This is a genomic window from Methylocaldum gracile (assembly GCF_053646815.1).
Genome location: NZ_CM132196.1, coordinates 4,126,830 through 4,141,430 on the forward strand (window position 1 = coordinate 4,126,830; position 14,601 = coordinate 4,141,430).

Annotated in this window: 13 protein-coding genes; 10 read left to right on the plus strand and 3 right to left on the minus strand. The window is 57.0% G+C overall.

Translation table 11 applies throughout. The features are described 5' to 3' along the window. Positions 1-42 precede the first annotated feature (42 nt). Complete coding sequence (locus ACWJJK_RS18335) at positions 43-546, plus strand: YcbK family protein (protein WP_240502509.1); 504 nt, start codon at positions 43-45, stop codon at positions 544-546. A gap of 70 nt (positions 547-616) precedes the next feature. Here ACWJJK_RS18335 and ACWJJK_RS18340 read toward each other — a convergent pair whose 3' ends face one another. Continuing rightward, complete coding sequence (locus tag ACWJJK_RS18340) at positions 617-2,320, minus strand: L,D-transpeptidase family protein (protein WP_454128348.1); 1,704 nt, start codon at positions 2,318-2,320, stop codon at positions 617-619. A gap of 222 nt (positions 2,321-2,542) precedes the next feature. Between ACWJJK_RS18340 and ACWJJK_RS18345 the strand changes: the two genes are divergently transcribed. The 9 genes from ACWJJK_RS18345 to lysS all read left to right on the plus strand — a co-directional run bounded on the left by ACWJJK_RS18345 (position 2,543) and on the right by lysS (position 11,481). Beyond that, on the plus strand, positions 2,543-3,004 hold the full coding sequence (locus ACWJJK_RS18345) for an SUF system Fe-S cluster assembly regulator (RefSeq protein ID WP_077730336.1): 462 nt from the start codon (positions 2,543-2,545) through the stop codon (positions 3,002-3,004). An 18-nt stretch (positions 3,005-3,022) separates the two neighbouring features. Beyond that, complete coding sequence (gene sufB / locus ACWJJK_RS18350) at positions 3,023-4,468, plus strand: Fe-S cluster assembly protein SufB (protein WP_086134254.1); 1,446 nt, start codon at positions 3,023-3,025, stop codon at positions 4,466-4,468. 47 nt (positions 4,469-4,515) lie between these two features. Beyond that, complete coding sequence (sufC, locus tag ACWJJK_RS18355) at positions 4,516-5,274, plus strand: Fe-S cluster assembly ATPase SufC (RefSeq protein ID WP_156879660.1); 759 nt, start codon at positions 4,516-4,518, stop codon at positions 5,272-5,274. 1 nt (position 5,275) lies between these two features. After that, entirely contained in the window at positions 5,276-6,595 is a 1,320-nt protein-coding gene (sufD, locus tag ACWJJK_RS18360) for a Fe-S cluster assembly protein SufD (RefSeq protein ID WP_077730333.1), read from the plus strand. Continuing rightward, positions 6,592-7,905 carry a SufS family cysteine desulfurase gene (locus tag ACWJJK_RS18365; RefSeq protein WP_434111596.1) on the plus strand — a complete coding sequence of 438 codons (1,314 nt, stop codon included), beginning with the start codon at positions 6,592-6,594 and terminating at the stop codon, positions 7,903-7,905. The genes sufD and ACWJJK_RS18365 overlap by 4 nt, the downstream gene beginning before the upstream one ends. After that, positions 7,905-8,360 (plus strand): Fe-S cluster assembly sulfur transfer protein SufU, encoded by a 456-nt coding sequence (sufU, locus tag ACWJJK_RS18370; protein ID WP_077730332.1) that lies wholly within the window; start codon positions 7,905-7,907, stop codon positions 8,358-8,360. The genes ACWJJK_RS18365 and sufU overlap by 1 nt, the downstream gene beginning before the upstream one ends. Positions 8,361-8,375: 15 nt before the next feature. Then, positions 8,376-8,696, plus strand: coding sequence for a non-heme iron oxygenase ferredoxin subunit (locus ACWJJK_RS18375; RefSeq protein WP_156879661.1), 321 nt, complete (start codon positions 8,376-8,378; stop codon positions 8,694-8,696). A 94-nt stretch (positions 8,697-8,790) separates the two neighbouring features. Beyond that, a protein-coding gene (prfB, locus tag ACWJJK_RS18380; RefSeq protein ID WP_156879662.1) for a peptide chain release factor 2 occupies positions 8,791-9,889 on the plus strand; the annotation gives its coding sequence in 2 pieces (ribosomal slippage) (positions 8,791-8,865 and positions 8,867-9,889; 1,098 coding nt in all). 101 nt (positions 9,890-9,990) lie between these two features. Beyond that, a complete protein-coding gene (gene lysS, locus ACWJJK_RS18385) occupies positions 9,991-11,481 on the plus strand; it encodes a lysine--tRNA ligase (protein WP_156879663.1) in 1,491 nt (496 codons plus the stop codon). A gap of 74 nt (positions 11,482-11,555) precedes the next feature. Here the strand turns inward: lysS and ACWJJK_RS18390 are convergent, their stop codons facing one another. Together ACWJJK_RS18390 and ACWJJK_RS18395 are read right to left on the minus strand one after the other, a co-directional pair. After that, positions 11,556-12,428 (minus strand): substrate-binding domain-containing protein, encoded by an 873-nt coding sequence (locus ACWJJK_RS18390; protein ID WP_077730328.1) that lies wholly within the window; start codon positions 12,426-12,428, stop codon positions 11,556-11,558. A 138-nt stretch (positions 12,429-12,566) separates the two neighbouring features. After that, positions 12,567-14,432 (minus strand): methanol/ethanol family PQQ-dependent dehydrogenase, encoded by a 1,866-nt coding sequence (locus tag ACWJJK_RS18395; RefSeq protein ID WP_077730327.1) that lies wholly within the window; start codon positions 14,430-14,432, stop codon positions 12,567-12,569. Positions 14,433-14,601: the final 169 nt, after the last annotated feature.

A 14,601-nucleotide genomic window follows, 5' to 3' on the forward strand; every position in this document is an offset into this window, starting at 1 on the left:
GACGCCAGCATATCCCGGCGAGCATTTTTGACGCGTGCCGGAATGGCTGCTGTCGGAGCTTTGCTTTTACCCTCGACCGATGCGCTTGCGAAAATCTTCAGTAAAGATCGCAAGCTCTCATTTCATAATTTAAATACCGGCGAAGAACTGACGCTCCTTTGTAGCCCGCAACAGTATTACGACCGCCGAACTTTGAGGCAGTTCAACTATTTTCTGCGGGACCATCGTACAGATAGCGTCCATCCGATGGATTCCGGCCTGATCGATTTGCTCTATGCGGTTTCGGTATTCACCGGGAGCCGCGGCACGTTTCAGGTGGTCTCGGGATACCGTTCTCCGGAAACGAACCGGATGCTGCGCAAGACCAGCCATGGCGTGGCCGAACACAGCCTGCACATGGAAGGCAAGGCGATCGATATTCGCATGAGCGATATCAGTACGCGCACGATCCAGAAGGCAGCGCTCGCCCTACAACAGGGCGGCGTCGGCTATTACCGCCGCTCCGATTTCGTTCATTTGGATACCGGCAGAGTTCGTTCCTGGTAGCCTTGCCCGATAATAGATTCAGCGCTCCAAATCCGATTTAGAGCGCTCTCTCCGCTCGCTCCCCTCCTCGTCATGAGGGGTAAGGGAAGCCCTTCGCTAGCAGGTCGCTGAGAATCAGGTCGTGGCCGTAGATGTCATCGTAAAAGCTCACGGTGCCTGACTCGTCCGCCAACACCGTCGAATAGAAGATGTAAACCGGTACGGCCTGCTTCAAGGTGACGGTTTTCGGCTTGTCTCTAGTCATGGCCGATTCGATCCGTTCGCGGGTCCATTCACCCTGGTCTGCCAGAATGAATTCCGCCAGAGCAACCGGATCTTCCACTCGGATACAGCCGTGGCTGAAATCGCGCCTGGCTTTCTTGAACAATCCCTTGGACGGTGTACTGTGCAGATAGATGTTATTGTGGTTAGGGAACGCGAACTTGACCAAACCCAAGGCGTTTTTAGGGCCCGGCTTCTGCCGCAACTTGAGAGTACCAGTCGTCAGCATCTCGATATTTCTGAAGCTTGGCTCATAAACGGGCGCATTCGGCGAGAAATTCGGGACCAGCTCCAGGCTGTTCTTCGCCAAGTATCCGGGGTTACTGAGAATTTGCGGCAGCATTTCCTTGACCGTGATCTTGTACGGCAGATTCCAGTACGGCCGAAAGACGATATACGTCATATCCGAGTGAAAGACGGGCGTATGACGTCCGTCGACGGACTCCCCGACGATGACGTTCATCTGAAGATCGGACGTTCCGAAAGCGGAGCCGTTTCGAAAACCGAACAGCTGGAATGACGGAATGTTGACGACAAGATAGTTGCCGCGGATTTGTTCGGGCAACCAGCGAAGACGCTCCAGCCCGAGCTGAATTTGCCGCAATCGGTCGGCCAGCGGGAAATTGAGCTGATTCAGCGTACCTTTTCCGATAATGCCGTCCGCCGTCAACCCGTGGCGCTGCTGAAAACTCTTGACCGCTTGCGCAAGCTCGGGTCCGTAAACCGGGGAGCCGGCGGAACCCTGTTTGATTTCGTTCAAATCCCCAAGAGCGAGCAACAAATGTCTCAGCGCCGGCACATCCTTATGGCGATCTCCCGGACTGAATTTCGCCGGAAAAGAAAACTGGACCGGGGTCATTTCCTTTGCTAACCGCTGATACTGAGGCAGCGCCGCCTTGAGCCGCTCATAGATAGGAAACTTGGGCTCCAAAGCATCGATCATCGCCGCCGGTTGCTGGCTCTGAGCGATTTTCTGAATCAGATTCGGCAGATCCACCCTCTTGGGCTCGACGTTGAGTCCGTAATCGATGTTATTCGGATTGATGCGCCCGACATACAGATTCGATACGTAACGCATGGCCACGAGGCTCAGAGCCACATCAAAGGAAGCGACTTCCCGCGGATTTGCGGCCGTCGTATCGAACTCGCTCAACCACTTGCCCAACAGCTCGGCGTCATAATCCGCAGCGTTCAACCCTTTGCTGTCCGCCTCCGCCAAGCTCGCCACCAGCGTCTCTGCCTGCGGCGTCGGCCTTCCTTCGTTCAGCCATAAAGGCGTAAGGCCGTTCTGGTAATACAACTGCTCCAGTTGCGCCTTGTAGTCGGGAAACTTGCCCCAGCGCAGCTTGGGATGCGTACCCTCCTTGAGAAGACTTTGTATGTGGACGGCGGGCGTATCCGGGATGAGCTCAGGAGCTTCGGCCTGAACGGCGGACGCAGCAACGGTGCCGAGAGCTAAAACGGTTACAGCAAACTGAAAAAAAATCCCCAAGGTTGGGCAAACTTTGTTCATCTCATTTTTTCCTTGCTGGCAATAAAAGTGCCTTAATGGCGCAATTACGTGCGGGTTCGCAACAGTATAACGCCGAATGATGGCGCCTTGAGCTCCAACATTGTGCAACCGCAATCTGTATATCCTTCGAGGTCCAGAAAACAGCCGGGTTCAACAAAAGCCTACTACTTTACTTGGGATTTATATAGGACTAAAATGGTCCTTAATTAGAAAGGTAGCGCCATGCTTCGCATCAGCAAACTAACCGATTACGCCATCATCGTTCTGGGACATATGGCCGGAGAACCCGAACGCACTTATGCCGCGACCGATTTGGCCGATTCGACCGGAGTCGCGATCCCGACGGTGAGCAAGATTCTGAAGAGTTTGACCAAGGCCGACATCCTCAAATCCACGCGCGGCGCCAAAGGCGGATATCAGTTGACCCGATCGCCGGACAAGACCAGCGTGGCGACTATCATTTACGCCCTCGAAGGACCGATCGCCTTGACAGAATGCGGCCTCGACCACGATCAGTGCCAGCAGTCGTCGTCATGCCAGATTCGTGGCCATTGGGGCGTCATCAACCGGGCGATCCGAACCGCCCTGGAGTCGGTCAGCCTGGCCGATATGGTCATGCCCTTGACTAAAGCGTCCGAGGAAATCCATATCCCGGTCAGCACCCTTCACTATCAGCCGAGATAAAGGCGCGGAGTAAACATCATGTCTGCGACAGCGAAAACCCTGGATAAACTCATCAAAAAGGACTATGCGCCGGGCTTCGTCACCGACCTGGAGGCGGATACCCTTCCACCCGGCCTCAACGAGGACGTGATACGCGCCATCTCGGCCAAAAAGAACGAGCCCGAGTTCATGCTCGAATGGCGGCTGGAAGCCTACCGTCACTGGCTGAACATGGAAGAGCCGACGTGGGCTTTCGTCCACTATGGACCGGTCGATTATCAGGCCATCAGCTACTACTCGGCGCCGAAGTCCCAGGAACAGCCGAAGAGCCTGGACGAGGTGGACCCGAAGCTGCTGGAAACCTACAACAAGCTCGGCATCCCGCTTTACGAGCAGGAAAGGCTGGCCGGCGTAGCCATCGACGCCGTGTTCGACAGCGTATCGGTGGCGACGACTTTCAAGGAAAAGCTGGCGGCAGCGGGCGTGATTTTCTGCTCCATGTCGGAAGCGATCCAGAATCATCCCGACCTGGTGCGCCAATACCTCGGCAGCGTAGTGCCGCCCGGCGACAACTTCTTCGCGGCGCTCAACTCGGCGGTGTTCTCCGACGGCTCATTCGTCTACATCCCGAAAGGCGTGCGCTGCCCGATGGAGCTGTCCACCTATTTCCGCATCAACGCCGCGAAAACGGGCCAGTTCGAACGCACCCTCATCATTGCCGAAGATAGCAGCTACGTCAGCTATCTCGAAGGCTGCACCGCCCCGATGCGGGATGAAAACCAGCTGCATGCCGCGGTGGTGGAATTGGTGGCCCTGGACAACGCGGAGATCAAATATTCGACCGTGCAGAACTGGTATCCCGGCGACGAGGAAGGCCGCGGCGGCATCTACAACTTCGTCACCAAGCGTGGCGACTGCCGGGGCCGCAAATCCAAGATTTCCTGGACCCAGGTCGAAACCGGCTCTGCCATCACCTGGAAATACCCGAGCTGCATCCTGCGCGGAGACGAATCGGTGGGCGAGTTCTATTCGGTTGCGGTAACCAATCATTGCCAGCAGGCCGACACCGGCACCAAGATGATCCATCTCGGCAAGAACACCAAGAGCACCATCATTTCCAAGGGGATTTCCGCCGGCCGCGCCCAGAACAGCTATCGCGGACTGGTGAAGATTCTGAAAAGCGCCGAGAATGCGCGCAATTACACCCAGTGCGACTCGCTGCTGATCGGCGATCGTTGCGGCGCGCATACCTTCCCCTACATCGAGGTCAAGCAACCCACGGCTCAGGTGGAACACGAAGCCAGCACCTCCAAGATCAGCGAGGACCAGCTGTTCTTCTGCATGCAGCGTGGCCTGTCCGCCGAGGACGCGGTATCGATGATCGTGAACGGCTTCTGCAAGCAAGTGTTCAAGGAGCTGCCCATGGAATTCGCCGTGGAAGCCCAGGCGCTCTTGGGAATCAGTTTGGAAGGCAGCGTAGGCTAGTATCCCGGTCGATCCATCCAACAGAATAAACCTCAGGTAAGTCAGTTATGCTCAAAATCGAGAATCTCCACGTCCGGGTCGACGACAAACCCATCCTCAAAGGCATCAGCCTGGACATCAGGCCCGGCGAGGTCCATGCCATCATGGGACCGAACGGCTCCGGCAAGAGCACGCTGTCCCACGTGCTGGCCGGTCGCGCGGGTTATGAAGTCACCGATGGAACCGTGAGCTATCTCGGTCGGAATCTTCTGGAGATGAAACCCGAGGAGCGCGCCCGTGAAGGCGTTTTTCTCGCCTTTCAATACCCGGTGGAAATCGCCGGCGTCAGCAATATTTATCTCTTGAAGGCCGCCCTGAACGCCATCCGCAAACATCGGGGCCTGAGCGAAGTCGACGCCATGGACTTCCTGAAACTGGTCAAGGAGAAGATCAAGGCAGTAAATCTGGACGAGCAGTTCCTATACCGCGGCGTCAACGAAGGCTTCTCCGGCGGCGAAAAGAAGCGCAACGAAATCCTCCAGATGGCGGTGCTCGAACCGAGCCTGTGCATTCTCGACGAAACCGACTCCGGGCTCGACATCGACGCGCTCAAGCTGGTGGCGGACGGCGTGAATGCCCTGCGTTCGGCGGATCGCTCCTTCATCCTGGTCACCCATTACCAGCGCCTGCTGAACTACATCAAGCCGGATCACGTTCACGTGCTCGCCCACGGCCGGATCATGAAATCGGGCGACGCCAGCCTGGCGCTGGAACTGGAAAAGAAAGGCTACGGCTGGGTCGATCAACTGACGTCTGCGGGTGCCTGACATGAGCGCAGCTCAGCACTACGTCGAACACTATCGCGAATTGGCATCGAAGCTGCCGGGCGAGCATCTGCCGTGGCTGCGCCGGCTGCGGGAAGAGGCCCAAAGCCGCTTCTCCGCCAGCGGCTTTCCCTCGCCGCGCGAGGAAGAGTGGAAGTACACCAATGTCGCCACCCTGGAGAAGAAGCTGTTCGTGCCGACTGTGGGCGCGCCCGCAGGCGCGACGGATACGAACGCTCTGGCGCGGCTCCGTCTGGAAGGTGCGTGGTTGCTGGTCTTCGTCGACGGCGTTTATTCCGCCGAACATTCCGTGACTGCCAACCTTCCCGAGGGCGTAATCGCGACATCTCTGGCCAACGCGCTGGAACAGTATCCCGATCTGATCGAGGGCTTACTCAACCAAGTGGTTCCGGAAGTAGCTCACGGCTTTATCGCCTTCACCACCGCGTATTTCAGAGACGGCGCATTCGTGCACATCCCGGCCGGCAAGGTTCTGGACAGACCCTTGCAGGTGATCCATTTCTCGACACGCCCGGACGGACTGTCTGTGACCCGCAATCTCGTCGCGCTGGAGCAGAATGCCGAAGCCAGCCTCGTTGAAACGTATGCGGGTATCGGAGACTCAAGCTATCTCACGGCCTCGGTCACCGAAATCTCGGTGGGCGAGAATGCGGGATTCGACCATTACAAGCTTCAGAGCGAGACCGCCAAGAGCTATCACTTCGGCGGCATTTACGCGCGAGAGGCGCGCTCGGCCCGACTCCGCCAGCATCATCTTGCTTTCGGCGGCCTTTTGGCTCGTACCGAGATTCACGCTCAATTGGGCCATGCGGCGGAGTGCGAACTGGACGGACTGTTCCTCGCGACCGGACGGCGGCATCTGGACACCCAGACCCTGATCCATCACCGGGCACCCTGCGGCACCAGCCGCGAAACCTACCGCGGCATCGCCGGGGATCGCGCGCGGGGCGTCTTTGCAGGGCGCATCGTCGTTCACCCGGAAGCCCAGAAAACCGACGCCGAAATGAGCAACCGCAACCTGCTCTTGTCGGAAGACGCCGAGATCGACAGCAAGCCGCAGCTGGAAATTCACGCGGACGACGTGAAATGCGCTCACGGCGTGACGGTAGGGCAACTCGATCCGGAGGCCATTTTTTACCTCGAATCGCGCGGCGTGGATGAACCGACGGCGCGCAATATGCTCACCTTCGCCTTTGCCAATGAAATGGTCGAAAAGATACGGTTAAGCAGTCTCAAAAGACTGGTTCAAAGCGAACTGTTGTCTTTTCTGCCGCAATCCGACATCCGAAAGGATTGGCTATGAACAAGGTTTCCGCTTCCCAAGCCGTTATGACACAGAATCCAGCACATTCCGCTCCAAGCGCGGCCAGCCTGAAAACTCGGCCGAACTCGGTCGGTTATAACGTCGCGAAACTTCGCGAGGACTTTCCGATTCTCCGCCAAACGGTGAACGGTAAACCGCTGGTCTATCTAGATAACGCCGCCACCACGCAAAAGCCCACAGCAGTTATCGATTGCATCCGCCGGGTTTACGAGAACGACTACTCCAATGTTCACCGCGGCGTGCATACCCTGAGCCAGCGCTCGACCGATCTCTTCGAAGGTGCGCGCGAGAAGCTACAGCAGTTTCTCAATGCCAAGCACAGCCACGAAATCGTGTTCGTGCGGGGCACCACCGAAGCCATCAATCTGGTTGCCCAAAGTTTCGGCCGCAGCACCTTGAAAGAAGGCGACGAAATCCTCATCACCGCCATGGAGCATCACTCCAACATCGTCCCCTGGCAGATGCTGTGCGAACAAACCGGCGCAAAGCTGAAGGTCGCTCCGATCGGCCGAACCGGCGAACTTCTGCTGGACGAATTCGAGCAACTCCTGTCGCCGCGCACCCGGCTGGTCTCGGTCTGCCACATGTCCAATGCGCTGGGAACGATCAACCCGGTCAAAGCCATCATCGAATTGGCCCATAGCCGGGACATTCCGGTGCTTCTCGACGGCGCGCAGGCGGCGCCTCACATGGCGGTGGACGTCCAGGACCTGGACTGCGACTTCTACGCCCTGTCCGGGCACAAGCTGTACGGTCCGACCGGCATCGGCATTCTCTACGGCAAGGAAAAATGGCTCGAGGCGATGCCGCCTTATCAGGGCGGCGGCGACATGATCCGCCGCGTCACTTTCGATAAAACCGAGTACAACACCCTGCCTTTCAAGTTCGAAGCGGGCACGCCGAACATCGTGGACGCGATCGCCCTGGGCACGGCGGTGGAATATCTCGAGACCATAGGCATGGATGCCATCGCCGAGTACGAGAACCGGCTGTTGCAATACGCCGCGGAACGGGCCCTCGAAATTCCGCAATTGACTATCGTCGGCACCGCAGAACGGAAAGGCGCCATCCTGTCGTTTACGCTGGAGCGCATACACCCCCACGACATCGGCACGATTCTGGATCACCTCGGCATCGCCATCCGGGCAGGACACCATTGCGCCATGCCGGTGATGGACTTCTTCGGCGTGCCCGCGACCGCCCGCGCCTCCTTCGGGCTCTACAATACCTTCGAGGAAATCGATATCCTGGTGGACGGTATTCGAAAAGTCATCGAGGTGTTCGGCTAATGCTGGATCAGATCAGGGATCTCTATCAGGAAGTCGTATTCGACCATAACCGCAACCCGCGCAATTTCCGGGTGATGGAAGACGCCAACCGCAAGATCGAGGGGTTCAACCCCTTGTGCGGCGACAAGATCACGCTTTACGTCAAAGTCAACGCCGGCGTAATCGAGGACGTGAGCTTCCAAGGCTCGGGCTGCGCCATTTCGACGGCCTCGGCCTCGCTCATGACCGAAATCGTCAAAGGCCACACCGAGGACGAGGCCCAGCACTTGTTCGATCTGTTCCATCGCATCACCACCGGCAAGAACGACGACGCCGTGAACCTGGAAGAAATCGGCAAACTGGCGGTCCTGTCGGGCGTACGCGCCTACCCGGCCCGGGTGAAATGCGCCACCCTGGCCTGGCATTCGTTGCAAGCGGCTCTCAAGAACGAAGCCGACACCGTCAGTACCGAATAAAGAGAGAGTCGTTTCATGTCCGACTGGATCGATGTCGCCCGTGAAGGCAGTCTTCAAAACGGCGAGCATGTCGTCGTGGATGTCGACGGAACCGACGTCGCCGTATTCATGATCGACGGCGAGTATTATGCCGTCGAGGATGTCTGTACCCACGATGGCGCCGAGATCGCGAGCGGCCGGCTGGAAGGCTGCGAAATCGTCTGCCCTCGCCATGGCGCCCGCTTCTGCCTAAAGACCGGCAAAGTCCTCAAGCCCCCGGCCTATGAGGACCTCCCGTGCTTTCCGGTCCGCATCGCAAACGGCATGATTCAGGTGCGAGACAAGCGCTGGGACTGATGCCGAGTTGAGCCGAACGCTTCCGCTCGTTTTTCTTCTCGCTCATCTGTAGTACTATCGCGGTTTTTTCGCCGGATACTGAAAACCATTCACCATGCGCGAACTCAATCCCCTCTACAACCAAATCAAAGACTTGAAGAGCCGCCAGGCAGCTCTTAGGGGGTATCTTTGACTTCGATACCAAACGGGAGCGGCTGGACGAAGTTTTAAAGGAACTGGAAGACCCGAAAATCTGGGATGATCCCGAAAGAGCCCAAAATCTGGGGCGCGAACGGACGCAACTCGAGTCGGTCGTCAATAACCTGGTCAGCATCGAACAAGGTGTGAACGACACCGAGGAACTCCTCGAACTGGCGGTGGAAGAAGACGACGAAGCGACCGTGGACACCGTGGCTACCGATCTCGAACGCTTCGAAAAGCTGGTAGCCGATCTCGAATTCCGCCGCATGTTCGCCGGCGAAATGGACCCGAACAATGCCTTCCTCGACATTCAGGCGGGGTCCGGCGGCACCGAGGCCCAGGACTGGGCGGAAATGCTGGAACGCATGTATCTTCGCTGGGGCGAACGCCGCGGCTTCAGGACCGAACTGATCGAAGAGTCGCCCGGTGACGTTGCCGGCATCAAGAGCGCCACCATCCGCTTCGAGGGCGAATATGCCTACGGCTGGCTGCGAACCGAAACCGGCGTCCACCGTCTGGTGCGAAAATCGCCGTTCGACTCCGGCAATCGTCGGCATACCTCGTTCTCCTCGGTATTCGTTTCGCCCGAAGTGGACGACACGATCGATATCGAAATCAATCCGGCCGATCTCCGCACCGACGTATACCGGGCCAGCGGCGCCGGCGGACAGCACGTCAACCGAACCGAATCCGCCGTGCGCATCACGCACGTTCCCAGCGGCATCGTGGTACAGTGCCAGACCGAACGGTCCCAGCACGCCAACCGCGACCGGTGCATGAAACAGCTTCGGGCGAAGCTCTACGAGATGGAGATGCTGAAGCGCAACGCGGAAAAGCAAAAACTGGAAGATTCCAAGTCCGACATCGGCTGGGGCAGCCAGATTCGCTCGTACGTACTGGACCAATCAAGGATCAAGGATTTGCGCACCGGGGTCGAAACCGGCAACCCGCAAGCCGTGCTGGACGGCGATCTGGACATGTTCATCGAAGCCAGCTTGAAAAGCGGCCTGTGAGGCTTAAAGGCGGTCGGAGTATGCCCGGCCCGCCGCAAACAGCCTGGTTTACTCCGCTCAAGCGGAGCTTTCCCTGAAACATTTTCGTAACAAGAAACGGTATGACCGAACAACTCGACGAAAACAAACTCATCGCTCAGAGGCGGGAAAAACTGACTGAATTGCGTCGGAGCGGCATTGCCTTCCCCAACGATTTCCGGCGCAACACACTGGTACAGGCACTTCATGACCAATACGGGGACGAGGATGGCGCCATCCTCGAAACGCGCAACATCCGGGTGAAAGCCGCCGGGCGACTGATGGGCAAGCGACTGATGGGCAAGGCGAGCTTTGCCCATATTCAGGACATGTCCGGCCGCATTCAGATTTTCCTGCAGAAGGATGCCCTGCCGGAAGGCGAATATGAAGCCTTCAAGCACTGGGACATCGGCGATATCATCGGCGTCGAGGGAACGGCGTTTCGAACCAAGACCGGCGAGCTGTCCATACGAGCCACGGGCATTCGCCTTCTTACCAAATCACTGCGCCCCTTGCCGGAGAAATTTCACGGCCTAACGGACGAAGAAACCCGCCACCGGCAGCGCTATGTCGACCTCGTCATGAATGAGGATTCGCGGCGAGTGTTCAAGATGCGCAGCACCATCGTTCAGTTTATTCGGCAGTTTCTGCTCGAGCGGGACTTTCTCGAAGTGGAAACCCCGATGATGCAAGTGATTCCGGGAGGAGCTCGGGCCAAGCCGTTCATCACCCATCACAACGCACTCGATATGGATTTGTATCTTCGTATCGCGCCGGAGCTTTACCTGAAGCGCCTCGTCGTCGGCGGGTTCGAAAAGGTTTTCGAGATCAACCGCAGCTTCCGCAACGAAGGATTGTCCACCAAGCACAATCCGGAGTTCACGATGCTGGAGTTCTATCAGGCCTATGCAGACTACCGGGACTTGATGGACTTGTCCGAGGAAATGCTGCGCGGCCTAGCCGTTAAGCTCTTCGGAAGCGCCACCGTCGTACACGAGAGTCAAAGTTACGATTTGGCGCAGCCGTTCGAACGGCTGACCGTACTCGAATCGATTCTTCGCTACAATCCGGACCTGACGGCTGAGGATCTCGCCGATCGCGATCGGGCGGCCCAAGTTGCGGAGCGCCTGGGTTATCTCGTCACCCCGGGCGATGGTCTAGGCAAACTCCAGACCGAGATTTTCGAGAAAACCGTAGAGCATCGACTGATGGGTCCGGTATTCATCACGGAATATCCCACCGAAACATCGCCCCTCGCCCGCCGCAACGATCAGAATGCATTCGTGACCGATCGATTCGAGCTGTTCATCGGAGGACGGGAAATCGCCAATGGCTTCTCGGAGCTGAACGACCCGGAAGATCAAGCGGAGCGGTTCAAAAAACAGGTTGCAGACAAGGATGCCGGGGACGAAGAAGCGATGCACTACGATGCGGACTATATCCGCGCTTTGGAATACGGGCTGCCGCCGACCGCGGGCGAGGGCATCGGCATAGACCGGTTAGTAATGTTCTTCACCGATTCGCCCTCGATCCGCGACGTCATTCTCTTCCCGCACATGCGGCGAGAAAGCTGAAAAACCCCGGTTTACCGGAACCGCCATAACGAGGCAGGGGCAAGGCTCCACCGCCCTGCCCCTCCCGCCATATCTTATTTTTTTCTTTTATTTGCCGCTTCGATCAGGTTTCCATTCTGATCGACCAAGGGCACGCGATACTCGTGTAGTAACGCTTCGATCTTCTTCGCGTTTCGTTCGATCAAAGAGTTCAACTCCTCTTTCCGCTCCTTGTCGGGAAAGCGGACGGCCATCGAGATAGGGAAGTCGAATTTGACCGACTCTTCCGACTTCATGGGTATCATCCCGAAAGCCCCGGGTTTCCCTTGAGTGACGAGGTAACCGGCGATCGGCCCCCAAACGATGACCATATCGATTTTCCCTTCAGAGAAATCCTTCGCAAGAATCTGAGCGGTATTGACCGACGCATCTCCCGACATGCTTTGATAAGGTATCCCTTGATCGGCGAGTTGATGATTGAATAGCCAGGTTGTGCCTGGCGCTCCATCGAACATGGCGATGCGCAGCTTGCTCTTCCGTTCGTCCGGAAGACGTTCAAGATCTTCGGGCGATTTGATGTCGTCCCAGCCGCGATTTTTCCGGTAAACCAAGGCATACGTCGAACGGTAATAAGGCTTGGTGGTCGCGGCGAGCTCATATCCGGTAGGCACGCCCATCACCACGTCGCACTTGTATTCGTCGGAGTCCGGCAATTGCGCTTTTAAAGTATTCCGAATGAAGCCGATCCGCTGCGGGAACCAGGTGTATTCGACTTTTTTTCCCAACTCCTTAGCGAACAGCTCGGCAATTTTGTTCTCGAAACCATGACCGTTCTTATCTGAGAAAGGTGGATTGTTCGGGTCTGCGCAAACCTTGAAAGCATCTTTATCCGCTTGAGCCACGGAAAAAGGCATCAACAATGACGCCAAAAGCACCACTGCCCGACGGGTATCGCACCTAACGGTCATGAAGGACTCCTTTATAGCTTGAACAAACGTCTTTAAGACCAAGAGTAAACGTAAAAATTCGGCATTCAAAACCACTACAAAAAGAACGCCCCGGCTGACGAATCAGCCAGGGCGTACTATACAACTAACGCTTTAGATTTATTTGTTAGGCAGAGCGAATACGGTGAATACGCCGCCCAGTTTGGTGTAGTTACTGAGGCTACGGTATGCGCCTACAGCACCCAACCCTTCGCTTTCGCCTTCGAGGCCAGCGGCCATACCGATACCGGCCCAGCCACCGAGACCCGACATAACGCCGACATACTGCTTGCCTTTGTAGCTCCAGGTGTTGACGTTGCCGATGATGCCCGACGGGGTCTTGAACTTGTAAAGTTCTTGGCCGGTCTTGGCGTCAACCGCTTTCAAGTAGCCTTCCAAGGTGCCGTAGAACACGACATCGCCAGCGGTTGCAACCGCGCCACTCCATACGGAGAACGGTTCGTCCTTAGCCCAAACGATCTTGCCGGTCGTCGGATCCCAGGCGGTGAATACGCCGAGGTTATGCGAACCGTTCTTCTCGCCGGTCTTGGCGTCAACACCGGCCGGGAACATGGTGAGAGTCGCGCCGACATACGGCTGACCTGCCGTGTACTCGACTTCGAAAGGCTCGTAGTTCATGCACACGTGGTTGCCCGGAATATAGACCAAATTGGTCCGGGGCGAGAACGCGATCGGCTGCTGGTCCTTGCTACCCAGAGCGGCCGGGCAGATCCCTGTGGTGTTGTGGTCGGGACCGCCCTTGTGCGTGCTGTATTGGTCGACCACCTGCGGACGGCCGGTCTTCATGTCGACGTGGCTGGCCCAGTTGACGGCCTTGTCGAATTTCTCGGCAACCAGAAGCTCGCCGGTTTCACGGTCGAGCGTATAGCCGAAACCGTTACGATCGAAGTGGACGATCAACTTGTCGTGCTCCTTGCCGTTCTTGTCGGTCATTTTCAGATCGATCAAGGGCGTCTCATTGATGCCGTCATAGTCCCATTCGTCGTGCGGGGTCATCTGATAAACCCACTTGGCCACGCCGGTATCCGCATCGCGAGCCCAGAGGGTCATCGACCATTTGTTGTCGCCGGGACGCTGACTCGGATTCCAGGTACCGGGGTTGCCGGAGCCGTAGTAGACCAGATTGAGTTTCGGATCGTAGCTGTACCAGCCCCAGGTGGTGCCACCGCCGAGCTTCCACTGATCGCCTTCCCAGGTTTTCACGCTGGAGTCCTTGCCGACCGGCGCCATTTTGCCGTCGGTCCAGGTCATGGTCTTTTCCGGATCGACCTTGATGTCGGAATCCGGACCCATGCTGTAGGCTTTCCAAGCCAAGGTACCGTCTTTGATGTTGTAAGCCGCGAGGAAACCGCGCACACCAAACTCGCCGCCGGCGATACCGGTGATGACCTTATCCTTTACCACCAGCGGAGCGTTGGTGCTGGTCATGCCGAGCTTGGGTTCGCCGTTCTTGGTCTTCCACACCACTTTGCCGGTCTTGGCGTCCAAGGCAACCAGCGTAGCGTCACCCTGAGCCAGGAAGATCTTGCCGTCGCCGTACGCGAGACCACGGTTTACCACGTCGCAGCACATGACCGAGATAACCTGGTTGGGATCGACATCCTTATCGGGTGAGTAAGAGTACTCCCAGATTACGGACTGAGTGCCTTGATCCAGCGCATAAACCTTGTGCGGGTAAGGCGTCTGAATATAGATCACATCATTGATGACGAGAGGGCCACCTTCGTGACCACGCAGCATGCCGGTCGAGAAAGTCCAGACAGGCTGAAGATCCTTTACGTTCTTATTATTGATCTGGTCCAGCGCGCTGTAGCGCATGCCATAGTAATCCCCGCCCCAACTCGCGAAGTTCTTGGGGTCCTTCGTGAGGGCTTCGACTTCGGTATTGGCTTGGGAAATCCCCGGGGCTGCCAGCAACGATGCGACCGACGTTGCGACCAGCCAACTTTTCACGGGTTTTTTCATCTCTTTTCCTCCTCGTATTCTGTATACACAGAGTACGTTTTGTTAACGATAAGTTACCCTAAAAACAATAGGACGGATTTTATGTTGCGTAAGGAAACATTCCCTAAGGTACTCGTGGAAATTCCCCGACAAGCCCGTCTGCGTGCGTAAGTTGAAGTATTTCGGATTA